This is a genomic window from Engelhardtia mirabilis (assembly GCF_007748095.1).
Taxonomy (GTDB): domain Bacteria; phylum Planctomycetota; class UBA1135; order UBA1135.
On sequence record NZ_CP036287.1, the window covers coordinates 3,299,695 to 3,311,031 of the forward strand.

An 11,337-nucleotide genomic window follows, 5' to 3' on the forward strand; every position below is an offset into this window, starting at 1 on the left:
GGTGAGCCCGACCTCAGACCCCCGGCCCGTCTTCGTCGTGCTCGATGGCGTCGACGGGTGCGGCAAGAGCACCCAAGCCGAGCGCCTTTGCGACGCCCTGCGGCGCGAGGGTCGCGAGCCCCTGCACCTGCGCGAACCCGGCAGCACCGGTGCCGGTGAACGGCTGCGGGCGATCCTCTTGGACCCCGAGGTCGAGCTCGGAGCTGGCGCCGAGACGTTGATGTTCGCCGCCGCGCGGCGGCAGCTCCTGGACGAGCTCGTGCGCCCGGCTCTGATCGCCGGGCGCGACGTCGTCTGTGAGCGCGGCAACCCGGCCACCTACGCCTACCAGGCCGTGGCCGGCGAGCTGGACCCCGACGCGGTCCTGGCGCTCTTGGATGGTTGGTGCCGATCCCCTGCTCCCGACCTGGAGCTGGTGCTCTCCATCGACGTCGACGAGGCCGCTGCCCGCCGCGGCGGCGAACACGACCGCATGGAGCAGAAGGGCCTGGAGTTCCAACGTCGCGTCGCCAAGGGCCTGGCCGACTACGTGCAGCGCCGCGATCGCGCCCGCAGTCTGGACGCCGCGGGCTCCACCGATGAAGTGGCCCAGCGGGTGTTGCAGGAGGTGCGTCGTGCGCGTGGTTGAACCCCTCGGTCACGCGGACGCCATTCGCGGCCTGTGGCGGGCGGCGGCGGCGGATCGCCTCAGTCACGCGCTCCTGGTGCGCGGACCCCAGGGCGTGGGCAAGTTCACGGCCTGCGTCTGGCTGGCCCAGGGGCTGCTCTGCCGAGACCTGGCCGCCGCGGGTGCGGTGGACGACTGGCGACCCTGCGGAACTTGCCCTTCGTGCAAGAAGGTGGCCAGCGGCGAGTGGCGCGGAAACCACCCCGACTTCCTGCGGGTCGACCCGGTCGAGGAGGGTTGGGACGAGATCCCGATCCAGGCGGTGGCCGAGCGCTCCGGCGATTCGGGCGGTCCCTGCGTGGGCAGCTTCCTGAAGCTGCGCCCCGCGGAGGGGGCGAACCGCGTGGTGCTGGTGCGGGAGGCCGAGCGCCTGAACCTGCCGGCTCAGAACGCCCTGCTCAAGACCCTCGAAGAACCCTCGGCGGGGACCTTCCTGCTGCTCGAGGCCAGTCGCCCCGACAGCCTGCTGCCGACCATTCGGAGCCGCGTGCTCGAGGTACGCCTGGGCGCCCTGAGCGACGCGGACACCGAAGCGGTGTTGGCAGCCAGCGCCGCGGACGACGAAGCCCTGGCTGGGCTCGACCTGATCGAACTCGCCGTGTTGGCCCGGGGGGCACCGGGCGAGGTTCTGCGCCTGGCGCGCACCGGTGCCCTGGCCCTGCTGGCGGCAGCGACGCCGCTGCTCGAGGGTCGTGGCGACGCCCTGGCTGCCGCCGCGGCCGTGTGGGAGGTGGACGGCGAGTATCAGGGAGGCACGGCCCTGGCACGCGACCGTGGCCGGGTGCGATTGACGCTGGAGCTGCTGCGCGATGTCCTCGCCGGCGCCCTGCGGGTCGCAGCGACCGGGGATCCCGCCCAGGCAGGTCGGGGCGAGCCGGCGCGCTTGGCCCAGGGCCTCAGCGCGCGCCTGGGAACCCAGGCCCTGACCGACGGACTCGATGGCCTCCTGCGTGTGCGCCGCGACATCGATCTCAACCTGGACCCAGGCGCGGCCCTCGAGCGGGCCCTGGTCGGCCTCGAGGCCCAGCTTGGATCGCCAGCGGGGGCGACAGGGGCACGGCGCCGCGGTTGAATGGAGCACCCGCCCGGGCCGCGAGGTCCGAGCCGAGCCGGAACACCATGGACGACCGCTTTCGATCGATTGCCCTGCGCGACGGGCGCTATGCACCGGAGGCGGTGCGCTTCCTGCTCGAGGGGCTGGACTACGCCATGAAGCTCTCCGGTCGCGGCAGCCTGAAGGGGCAGGCGCGGCACGTGAGCGGCAAGGAGGTTCTGCTCGGGTTGCAGCGCTTCGCGGGCGAGACCTTCGGACCCCTGACGCCGCAGGTCTGGCGGACCTGGGGCGTGAAGCAGACCATCGACTGGGGCCGCATCGTGTTCCTCCTCGTGGAGAACGGGATCCTGAGCCAGCAGGAGAGCGACAGGATCGAGGACTTCGAGAGCGACCTCGACTACGAGCGCGAGTTCGTCGAAGGCTACCGGGTGGATCTGCCGACGCGCCTCTGACGGGGTGCGTCGGTGACCGCCACGCGGTGCCCACTACGCGGTGACCGCCACGCGGTGCCCACTACGCGGTGCCCGCTCGAGTGGCCCGTCGATGGAAGACCGCCGCAACGCCGCGGCGAGGCCGGTGGATGGCTCCGTGCCGAGGCTGACCCTCGAGGTCCCTCGGCCGATGGAACCGGGCGCCGGGGCTGTTCGCCGACTCGGCGTCACGGGCGACAGGCCTTGGGCACCCTGCGCTGACGCGGCGGTGGAAACCCGCTCGCGCCCGGCGGGCCCTGTCCCCATCATGCTCGGATGCTGGAGAACCTGTCTCGCACGCGCCGCAACGTCGCGCTGGGCATCGTCGCCACAGTCGTACTGTTGTTTGCTTGGTACATCCGCTCGGTCCTGAACCCGCTGCTGCTCGGCTACCTGTTGGCATTCATCCTGCAGCCCGTGGTTCGCAAGCTGACGGATCGGGGGATGAAGCGCACGGGAGCGGTGGTCTCCGTGTTCGCCCTGGCGTTCGTGGTTGCGACCGTGCTCGGACTCGGCGTGCTGCACCAGGGTCGCTCGCTGATCGTGGATGTCCTGGCCCCCAAGGACGGTGAAGGCAGAGCGGCCCGGAGCGAGGCGGCGCGAGGCGACCAGGCCGCCGATGAGACCGAGTTCGAGCTCACGCAGGACGAATCCGCCGGCGTGGATGCTCCCGAAGAAGTGGCTACGGCGAAGGGTGAGGCTGCTGCAAGAATGGCGGCGGGCGAGAAGCCGGTCGACGCGCACCGATCACCGGAGTCCGACTCGCCGTCCGCGGGCGAAGCGGAAGAAACCGGAGTGCAATCCCTGCAACGGGTGCGCGACTGGGCGGCCAAGGTGCTCGGTGACGAGTGGGTCCCGGCTTCGGTTCCGAGCCAGAAGGAATTGGTCGGGATCCTGTCGGAGTTCGCTGCCGAGAACGAGGGCGCGGTGCAGGCCGCGGGCGAAGTCGGAGCGCGCGCGGCCGAGTCGATCTTCGCCTACATCCAGCGCTTCTTCGGCGGCTTCCTGGGCCTCTCGACCCTGGTGATCCTGGTGCCGGTCTACGCCTTCTTCTGGCTGTTCGAGATCGAGCGCCTCAACGAATACCTGGCCAGTCGCTTTCCGCGCCGCCAGCGCCATCGCCTGACCAAGACCTTCGAGAAGCTGGGCGAGGTGCTCTCGGTGTTCTTCCGCGGCAGGCTTCTCGTGAGCCTGTTGAAGGGCCTGTTCCTGACGGTTGCCCTGGCCCTGGCTGGCGTTCCCTACGCGCTGCTCTTGGGGCTCGGTGGCGGGTTCCTGTCGATCGTGCCGTTCATCGGCGGGCTGGTGTCCTTCGCCCTGGCCCTGGTGGTGGCCCTTTCCAGCCACGGTCTGGTCTACGCACTCTTGGCCACCGGTGGCATCTTCGCCGCAGCCGAGTTGCTCGAGGGCTACGTGCTCCTGCCGCGCATCTTGGGCGAGAGCCTGGGTCTGTCCGATGTCGCCGTGCTCTTCGCCGTCACCGCCGGCGGTGCGGCCCTGGGTCTGTTCGGTGTCCTGGTCGCCTTGCCCCTGGCGGCGGTGATCAAGATCTGTTGGATGGAGTTCGTTGAGCCGGCCCTCGATCAGTTCGCTGAAGAAGAGAGCAAGTTCGACGCGGGCTGACGCGGGGTCCAGCGTTGGATCGGGCGAGAGCGCGAACCGAGCCGGGCCGAACGAAGCAGGCGGGGCCGACCCTGATCGGTCGACCCCGCCTGAGTGTCACGGGCCGCGGCCCGGTCGCACCGCGATCTACTCGTAGCCGAGTTCGCGCAGCGCGGCGAGCAGGGCGTCGAGCTCCTCGGGTGACACGTCGCCGCGAGCGGCGCGGGCCTCGCGCACGAGCGACAGGGCCGAGCGCAGGGCCTCGCGTGACGTATCGGCGCTGGCCAGCAGCGGTCCCCCGGGGTCGACCTTGTTGAAGGCCGCCACGTACTCGGGGAACTGAGCCACTTCACGACCGGTCTGGCCGAGCAGGAACTCCACGGCAGCCTGGGCCTGTTCGTCCTCCTCGTAGTCGCCCATGGGGAACTCGCCCCCGCGGTTGTCCTGCACGCGTCGACGGATCTCCCGCCGCAAGAGGCTCCGCACGTCGTCCCGCGGCGCGCCCGTGTTCAGGCTCTCGTAGAACTCGTCGAAGTCGGGGTACAGCGAGGTGTCGCGGTTGTCGCCCTCGGCGATCTTGACGAACAGGTCCTCGTACTGGTCCCAATGGTCGTTCACGTACTTGCGGTGAAGGCCGCGGCCGATCAGGTCCAGTTGCTCTTCGATGCGCCAGCCGTCGATGCGCTTCAGCATCACCTCGAGGTCGGGGCGCACGCCACCTTCCGAGAGCACGTTGCCGTCAGCGTCCAGTTCGCGGTGGATCGAGCGACCCGACGGCAGCAGGTAGCGCGCGATGGTCAACTTCAGCCGCGGCGCGAAGTCGAACTCGCCATCTTCGTCGAAGTCACCGACCAGGGGCTCCCAATCGTCGTAGCGGCCGTTGCGGTTCTCGTCGATGAAGCGATCGTCGAAGGAGCCGATCAGCGTCTCGAGGTTCTGTACCGAGCCCTTGCCGAAGGTGCGTTCGCCGACGATGGTCGCGCGCTCGTGGTCCTGCAGGGCACCGGAGACGATCTCCGAGGCCGAAGCCGTGAAGCGGCTGGTCAGGACCGTCATCGGCACTCCGGGCGCCAGCACCGGCGGCCGCTGGGTGTAGAGGGACTGGGGCGCCTCGCCGCGGTAGTCCGCAGTGACGACCTTCAGGCCGCGGGGCAGGAACAGGTCCGCGACGCGCACAGCCTCGGTCAACAGACCTCCACCGTTGCGACGCAGGTCGAGGATCAGGCCAGTCAGGCCCTGGTCGATCATCTGGTCGAGGGCGTCCTCGAGCTCGCTGGCGGCGACGCGGCTGAAGGTCGACAGCTCGACCATCCCGATGCCGCCGGGCAGCATTTGCCAGTGCACGGCCGGGATCTCGATGATCGCGCGATCCAGCTCGACGATCATGTCGTCGGTGGGGCGGTCGATCAGTCCCGGATCCATGCCGCGACGCCAGATGTAGAGCTTGACGTGGGTGCCAGGCTGGCCCTTGAGGCGCTTGATCACGTCCTCTTGGTCCTCACCCAGGGTGGGCCAGTCGTCCACGCGCACGATCTTGTCGTCGGTCATCAGGCCCGCGCGGTAGGCGGGGCCGGAGTAGATCGGCCGCGTGATCGTGAACAGGTTGTCGGCCGGGTCGATGCCGACGTAGGCGCCGATCCCGCCATACTCGGCCTCGAGGTCCTGTACGAAGGTCGCGTAGACCTCGGGGGCCAAGTAAGCCGAGTGCTCGTCGAGGGAGCGCATCAACCCGGACAGGGCGGCGTCGGCCAGGTCGTCGCGGGAGTAGAGCTCACCGTCCAGGTGGCGCTCCTCGATCATCTCCATCGCGGCGGCGATGCGCGCCAACTCGGGCGGCAGGAGCTCGCGGTCGAGGCGGTCCTGCAGCTCGCGGACCTTGCGGTCGCGCAGGCGCCGATCGCGTTCGAGCTTCAGGTAGACGTTGGCCAACTCGGCCTTGTCACCGGGGAGTTGCGTCAGGCGTTCCAGCTCGAGCTCCAGCTCGCCGGCGATCTCTTCGTTGATCGAGGCCAGGCCCAGGGCCGCCAGGCCGCGGACCTCGGCGTCCTCGGAGCCCAGGAAGTCGAGCAGTTGCTGGCGCGCCTGGCGCCGCTCCGTGCCACCACCCACGGCGTGGGCCGAGAGGGCCGCCGCGATTCGCACCGGGGCCGGTCGCTCGCCGCCCTCGCCGATGGCGAGCAGCGACTGGGAGAGGTCGACCCGTGCCTCTCGAGGCCGAGCCTTGAAGGCCCGCGCTCCGAGCATGTTGATGGCTGCCGACGCGCCCGCGGGCGAGGCCGTGCGGGCCAGGCCCAACAGACCCGCCTGGAGGGCGTCCAGGGATTCACCGATGGGGTCCTCGCCCTGGAGGCGGGCGGCGCTGACCAGGAGAAGGCCACTTTCGCCCAGGGGCGCCTCGCCGGCGACCATGCCGTCGAGGGTGGTATCGAGGGCGGCGGATTCCGACGGGCCGGCGGCGTCGCGCAGGGCCAGGGCCTGTTGCCAGACCTGTTCGGGGCCTCGGGAGTTGGCCCGCTCGACCTGGATGTCCACCAGGGTCGCTAGGCCGTCCTGGAAGGCGGCCGCGGCGGTGAGGGTCAGGAGCGGGAGGGCCGCGAGGGTTGCGAGGATCTTGGATCGAGGCATGGAAGCTTGCGCGGGAGCCGACTGATTGACGGCCAGGGAGTTGCCGAGGGGCGGTGGAGAGGTCCAGGGGTGGCCTGTCCCGCTCCGCCGGGCCCTACTATCTATCGACGATACGGACGAGGGAACCAGGGTTGGCTTCGTCACTCGGCCCTCACAATTCGTGAACTTCCCGACGCGGGGTCCCGGGTCACCCCGCGAGCGTCGCCCACCGTCCCCCCCAGCGCGCCATGAGCCAGACCGATTCCACGGCCCAGCCGGATCCCCAGAACATCGCCCCCGAGGCATCGGCCGGGGAGTTGAGCCACCTGCGTAGCGGGCCGGACGGGACCACAAGTCAGATGGTGGACGTTGGTTCGAAGCCCTCCACCGATCGACGGGCCCTGGCCCGCGCGGCGGTGGACTTCCCACTGGGGCGTCTGGACCAGGTCCTGGCTCGAGGGGGACCGAAGGGCCCCGTGGAGGAGGTCGCGCGGGTGGCTGGGATCCTCGCGGCCAAGCGCACGCCGGAGCTGATACCCATGTGCCACTCGCTCGGCCTTGACCACGTCGAGGTGGAGTTCGAGCGGGCGGGGCCCGATCGGCTGGAGATCTACTGCTCGGCGGCCTGCCGGGGCCGTACGGGCGTCGAGATGGAGGCCATGACGGGGGCGGCCCTGGCGGCGCTGACGGTCTACGACATGGTCAAGGGCCTCGACAAGGGCGTCCGCCTGGCGGGGGTCGAGCTGCTCGAGAAGAGCGGCGGGCGCTCGGGGAACTGGTCGCGTCCGGGCTGGAACGGTCGCGCCCCGGTAACGACCGGGGAGTAGGGCGCCCGGATTGGGGCGAGCTTGCGACGATTCGGGCGGCTATCCTGCGCCCCGCGGCCAGACGCCGCAGACCCCATGGAGATCAAGCTCATCACTCAGTTGGCCCGGATCATGTCCCGCGCCGAACTGACCGAACTCGAGGTCGAAGACGAGAAGGAGGGGATCAAGGTCCACCTCAAGCGCGGCGGCAGCGACCGCGGCGCCTCGAACCCGATCGTGAACGTGACCCACGGCGGCGGCCCCCTGGGTGGCCCCCAGATGGGCGGCGCCCACTACGGGGGGGGCGGCGACGGTGGTTATGGCCAAGCAGGTGGCTATGGCCAGGGCGGCCCCGCACCGGGCGGCTCGGGGGACCAGCGCACGCTCCCGCCCGGGACGATCGAGTTCAAGAGCCCGATGGTCGGGACCTTCTATCGGTCCTCGTCGCCGGACGCCGAGCCCTTCGTGGAGAAGGGTTCCAAGGTCGACGACGAGTCGGTGCTCTGCATCATCGAGGCCATGAAGGTCATGAACGAGATCAAGGCCGAGCTCTCCGGCACGGTCGTCGAGGTCCTCGTCGAGAACGCCGAGCCGGTCGAATTCGGCCAGCCGCTGTTCCTGATCCAACGGGGCTCCTGAGCCCGTCGCGCTGATGTTCGGCCGAGTATTGGTCGCGAATCGCGGGGAGATCGCCCAGCGCATCATCCGCGCGGCGAGGGAGCTCGGCGTCGAGACGGTCGCCGTCTATTCGGAGGCCGACGCCGACGCGCTCTACCTCAAGCAGGCGGACGAGACGATCTGCATCGGGCCCGCCGCCGGGGCGAAGTCCTACCTGAACATCCCGTCGATCATCTCCGCCGCGGAGATCGCCGACGTGGATGCGATCGTGCCCGGCTACGGCTTCTTGGCCGAGAACGCGCACTTCGCCGAGGTCTGCCGTTCCTGCAACATCCAGTTCGTGGGGCCGGACCCGGAGACGATCTCGTCCCTGGGCAACAAGTCGCGGGCCCGCGAGATGGCCATGCGCGCGGGCGTTCCGGTGGTGCCGGGCTCGCCCGGTGCGCTCAAGGATGAGGAGGAGGCCCTGAAGATCGCCCGGGAGATCGGCTACCCGGTGATGATCAAGGCCTCGGCCGGCGGTGGCGGCCGCGGGATGCGCCTGGCGCGCAACGACGCCAGCCTGACCAGCGGCTTCCACGCCGCCCGCGCGGAGGCCGAAGCGGCCTTCGGCGACGGGACGATGTACCTCGAGAAGTTCGTCGAGAACCCGCGGCACGTCGAGATCCAGATTCTCGGCGACCAGCACGGCAACCTGGTCTATCTGGGCGAGCGGGACTGCTCCGTGCAGCGCCGCCACCAGAAGGTCGTGGAGGAATCGCCCTCGCCTTCGGTGAGCCCGGCCCTGCGCCGCGAGATGGGGGAGGCGGCCCTACGCATCGCGCGCGAGGCCGGCTACTACAACGCGGGCACGGTCGAGTTCCTGATGGATCGCGACAAGAACTACTACTTCATCGAGGTCAACGCGCGCATCCAGGTGGAGCACACCGTGACCGAGATGGTCACCGGGGTGGACCTGATCCAGGAGCAGCTCCGCATGGCCTCGGGCGAGCACCTGAGCTTCACCCAGGACGACGTGGAGCTGCGTGGACACTGCATCGAGGTGCGGATCAACGCCGAGGATCCCGATCGCAACTTCCAGCCCTCGCCGGGGCGCATCGAGCAGTTCGTGGCCCCCGGAGGGCCGGGCATCCGCCTGGATAGCCACGTCTATGCCGGCTACACGATCCCGCCCAACTACGACTCGATGATCGGCAAGCTGCTCGCGCACCGCGCGGACCGCACCCGCGCGATCCGGACCATGCTGCGGGCCCTGGACGAGTTCGTCATCGTCGGTCCGAAGACGACGATCGGACTGGCGCGCAAGATCCTGGGTCACAGCGAGTTCCTCTCGGGCGAGCACGACACGGGCTTCGTGGAGCGGTTCTTTTCGTCGAACTCCGCGGCCGTCAGCTCGAAGGGCTCCTGAAGTGCTGGGCCAGCTGCGGACGCTCCCGGTCCAGACCTCGCCGGCCGCGCTGGTCTTGGCGGCGCTGGCGGTCCTGGCCGGGTGCAACACCCAGCGCTGGCCGGGTCCGATGACTCCGACGGTCGTGCCCCTGCCCCCGGGTGAGGGCGCGGACATCCAGCCGGGCCTCGAGGAGGTCTTCGTGGTGCGCCACGCCGACCCGGTGCAGCTGCGCCGGACCGGCGCCACCGCCGGCTTCCCCCTGCGCTTCTACAACAAGAAGGAACGCATCGGCGCCGGCGCCTGGGTGCTGTCCGGTGCGGGCGGCAAGGCCGAGCTGTTCTGGCCGCGCGATGGCATCTCGATCATCCTCTTCGAGGAAGGCGCCGCCGTGGTCGGCGAGCGCGACCGCGACGAGCCGGTGGCGACCCTGGCCCGCATCACAAGGGCGCGCCTGATGCTGACCCCCGGGGCCCGGGTGGCCCTCGAGGGCGGCGCGGTGGTGCACGGCGACGACGACGAGAGCAGCGGGCCCTTCCTGTTGCAACGACTGGCCACGGGCGACGTCCTACGCCTGAAGAACCAGGCCAAGCACACGGCCTACGTCGAGTACCGCGACGGCCTTCTGCCCGTCGGGCCGGGCCAGGCGGTGGACCTCCCGATCCTCGACGCCGGTGCCGCGCCCTTCAACTCGCCGGCCTCTGGCCTGCGGGTGGAGGAGGGCGGGGTGGGGCTCGTGATCGAGGGCCCCGCCGAGCTGGTCCAACCGGCCGGGCGCCCCGGCGGCGCGACCGTGGAGGCCTCCGGCCCCGCGCGGATCGCCGCCCAGGGCGTGCGCGTCAGGCTGGGACCCGGCGTTCGCGCGCGCTTCACCGATCTGGGCTGGACAGCCGATAGCCCGCCGAGCGGGGCAGCCGATCGGCCTGGTCGGGCGCCTTCGTCGGAGGAGGAGTCGATTCTGTCCGAGGACGAACCCGAAGAACCCCCGGCCGACGGCGGAGCCTCGGCGCCGGGCGGTCAGAATCAGAACAGCTCCGCTGCGACCGGCTCTCCAACGGCTGGCCCCGCATCGGCCAATCCTGCACCGGGCGGCTCCCCCGGCGGCCCCTGAGGCCGCGGCCCGACCGTCCGGCTCTCCGCACCCCTCCGCTCCCCGACCCCCCCCCGCATCCATGGCCTCCACCCGCGTCCTCATCACCGGCGGTGCCGGTTTCCTCGGCAGTCACCTCTGCGAGCGCTTCCTCGCCGAGGGCAACGAGGTGATCTGCATGGACAACCTGGTGACCGGGGATCTGCGCAACGTCGAGCACCTGTTCGACGATCCGCGCTTCCACTTCGCTCACCAGGACGTCACGGAGTTCATCCACGTCCCCGGCAAGCTGGACTACGTCCTGCACTTCGCCTCGCCGGCGAGCCCGATCGACTACCTCGAGCTGCCGATCCAGACGCTCAAGGTCGGTTCCCTCGGTACCCACAAGGCCCTGGGCCTGGCCCACGCCAAGGGCGCGCGCTTCCTGATCGCGTCCACCTCGGAGGTCTACGGCGACCCGCTGGTGCACCCCCAGAAGGAGGACTACTGGGGCAACGTCAACCCGGTCGGCCCGCGCGGCGTGTACGACGAGGCCAAGCGCTTCGCCGAGGCCATGACCATGGGCTACCAGCGCTACCACGGGGTCCAGACCCGCATCGTGCGGATCTTCAACACCTACGGTCCGCGCATGCGGCTCAACGACGGCCGCGCCCTGCCGGCCTTCATGGGCCAGGCCCTGCGAGGCGAGGACCTGACGGTCTTCGGCGACGGTAGCCAGACGCGCTCGTTCTGCTACGTCGACGACCTGGTCGAGGGCATCTACCGCCTGCTGATGTCGGACGAGCCGCTGCCCGTCAACATCGGCAACCCCCACGAGATGACCATCCTCGAGTTCGCCAAGGCGGTGATCGACATCACCGGTTCGGGCTCGAAGATCACCCACCGGCCCCTGCCCGAGGACGACCCCAAGGTGCGTCAGCCCGACATCACCAAGGCCAAGTCGATCCTGGGCTGGACGCCCCAGGTGGAGCTGCGCGACGGGCTCGAGCGCACCCTGGCCTACTTCAAGAAGCGCATCGAGTCCGGGGAGTCCGTCTGA

The 11,337-nt window shown here is 70.1% G+C and carries 10 protein-coding genes; 9 read left to right on the top strand and 1 reads right to left on the bottom strand.

Annotated elements, in window-relative coordinates; translation table 11 throughout:
* Position 1 precedes the first annotated feature (1 nt).
* From tmk to Pla133_RS12115, 4 genes are all read left to right on the top strand, one after another.
* Positions 2-628, top strand: coding sequence for a dTMP kinase (gene tmk / locus Pla133_RS12100; RefSeq protein ID WP_145065539.1), 627 nt, complete (start codon positions 2-4; stop codon positions 626-628).
* Positions 621-1,739 carry a hypothetical protein gene (locus Pla133_RS12105; protein ID WP_419192420.1) on the top strand — a complete coding sequence of 373 codons (1,119 nt, stop codon included), beginning with the start codon at positions 621-623 and terminating at the stop codon, positions 1,737-1,739. The genes tmk and Pla133_RS12105 overlap by 8 nt, the downstream gene beginning before the upstream one ends.
* A 47-nt stretch (positions 1,740-1,786) precedes the next feature.
* Entirely contained in the window at positions 1,787-2,173 is a 387-nt protein-coding gene (locus tag Pla133_RS12110) for a Minf_1886 family protein (RefSeq protein ID WP_145065545.1), read from the top strand.
* A 294-nt stretch (positions 2,174-2,467) separates the two neighbouring features.
* On the top strand, positions 2,468-3,814 hold the full coding sequence (locus Pla133_RS12115) for an AI-2E family transporter (protein ID WP_145065548.1): 1,347 nt from the start codon (positions 2,468-2,470) through the stop codon (positions 3,812-3,814).
* 126 nt (positions 3,815-3,940) lie between these two features.
* Here Pla133_RS12115 and Pla133_RS12120 read toward each other — a convergent pair whose 3' ends face one another.
* The gene (locus Pla133_RS12120; protein ID WP_145065550.1) at positions 3,941-6,418 is read right to left on the bottom strand and encodes a S41 family peptidase; all 2,478 of its coding nucleotides are present in this window, start codon (positions 6,416-6,418) and stop codon (positions 3,941-3,943) included.
* Positions 6,419-6,645: 227 nt separating this feature from the next.
* On the opposite strand from Pla133_RS12120, the gene moaC reads away from it, so the two are divergent.
* From moaC to Pla133_RS12145, 5 genes are all read left to right on the top strand, one after another.
* Complete coding sequence (gene moaC / locus Pla133_RS12125) at positions 6,646-7,224, top strand: cyclic pyranopterin monophosphate synthase MoaC (protein ID WP_145065553.1); 579 nt, start codon at positions 6,646-6,648, stop codon at positions 7,222-7,224.
* 75 nt (positions 7,225-7,299) lie between these two features.
* Positions 7,300-7,842 carry an acetyl-CoA carboxylase biotin carboxyl carrier protein gene (accB, locus tag Pla133_RS12130; protein ID WP_145065556.1) on the top strand — a complete coding sequence of 181 codons (543 nt, stop codon included), beginning with the start codon at positions 7,300-7,302 and terminating at the stop codon, positions 7,840-7,842.
* Between the two features lie 13 nt (positions 7,843-7,855).
* A complete protein-coding gene (accC, locus tag Pla133_RS12135; RefSeq protein WP_145065559.1) occupies positions 7,856-9,229 on the top strand; it encodes an acetyl-CoA carboxylase biotin carboxylase subunit in 1,374 nt (457 codons plus the stop codon).
* 1 nt (position 9,230) lies between these two features.
* Positions 9,231-10,319 (top strand): hypothetical protein, encoded by a 1,089-nt coding sequence (locus Pla133_RS12140; protein ID WP_145065562.1) that lies wholly within the window; start codon positions 9,231-9,233, stop codon positions 10,317-10,319.
* 61 nt (positions 10,320-10,380) lie between these two features.
* The gene (locus tag Pla133_RS12145; protein ID WP_145065565.1) at positions 10,381-11,337 is read left to right on the top strand and encodes a UDP-glucuronic acid decarboxylase family protein; all 957 of its coding nucleotides are present in this window, start codon (positions 10,381-10,383) and stop codon (positions 11,335-11,337) included.

What these genes read in the sequence shown, in the direction of transcription:
- Pla133_RS12120 (WP_145065550.1), bottom strand. Translation starts at nt 6,418, where the DNA reads ATGCCTCGATCCAAGATCCTCGCAACCCTCGCGGCCCTCCCGCTCCTG.
- Pla133_RS12110 (WP_145065545.1), top strand. Translation starts at nt 1,787, where the DNA reads ATGGACGACCGCTTTCGATCGATTGCCCTGCGCGACGGGCGCTATGCA.
- accC (WP_145065559.1), top strand. Translation starts at nt 7,856, where the DNA reads ATGTTCGGCCGAGTATTGGTCGCGAATCGCGGGGAGATCGCCCAGCGC.
- Pla133_RS12115 (WP_145065548.1), top strand. Translation starts at nt 2,468, where the DNA reads ATGCTGGAGAACCTGTCTCGCACGCGCCGCAACGTCGCGCTGGGCATC.
- moaC (WP_145065553.1), top strand. Translation starts at nt 6,646, where the DNA reads ATGAGCCAGACCGATTCCACGGCCCAGCCGGATCCCCAGAACATCGCC.
- accB (WP_145065556.1), top strand. Translation starts at nt 7,300, where the DNA reads ATGGAGATCAAGCTCATCACTCAGTTGGCCCGGATCATGTCCCGCGCC.
- Pla133_RS12145 (WP_145065565.1), top strand. Translation starts at nt 10,381, where the DNA reads ATGGCCTCCACCCGCGTCCTCATCACCGGCGGTGCCGGTTTCCTCGGC.